Raw genomic sequence first — 472 nt, 5'->3', positions numbered from 1 at the left:
CCTTCAGCCGGGCGATCCAGCCTTGGATCCGCCCGCGACGGTTACTGCCCCGCCTGGCGCGGGCGAGCCGGCGTTGCAGCCGCAGCAGCCTGGCCTGCTCGGTGGGCCGCGGCCTGGGGCAGACCAGCAGTTCCCCGGTGGACAGCGCCGCGGACACGGTCACACCCCGGTCGACTCCGACGACCTCGCCGGTGCCCGGCGCGGGAATCGGCTCGGGCACGGCGGCGAACGCCACATGCCAGCGGCCAGCCCGGTCGCGGGTGATCCGGTAGGACTTGAAATCAGGAGCCTTCCGCGATACACGGAACTTCACCCAACCGATTTTCGGTACCCAGCAGCGGGACCATCGCCGGTTCAGCTTCTCGACCCGAGCGTTCTTCCCGACGACCTGGAAACCTTCGGACTGGCCGCGTTTTCGGAACGTCGGCCGCCGATGCGACCCACCGAAAAAGTTCCGCACAGCCTGGTCGAA

General features: G+C 69.1%; 1 pseudogene. It reads right to left on the bottom strand.

The annotated features are described in order from the left end of the window. A pseudogene (locus MXD61_RS05815) lies at positions 1-472 on the bottom strand (RNA-guided endonuclease TnpB family protein); the annotation flags it as partial.

The sequence above is a fragment of the Frankia sp. AgPm24 genome (genome assembly GCF_023243055.1).
GTDB lineage: Bacteria > Actinomycetota > Actinomycetes > Frankiales > Frankiaceae > Frankia > Frankia umida.
The sequence above is the reverse complement of the archived record's forward strand: the minus strand, read 5'-3'. Positions and strand labels throughout refer to the sequence as shown.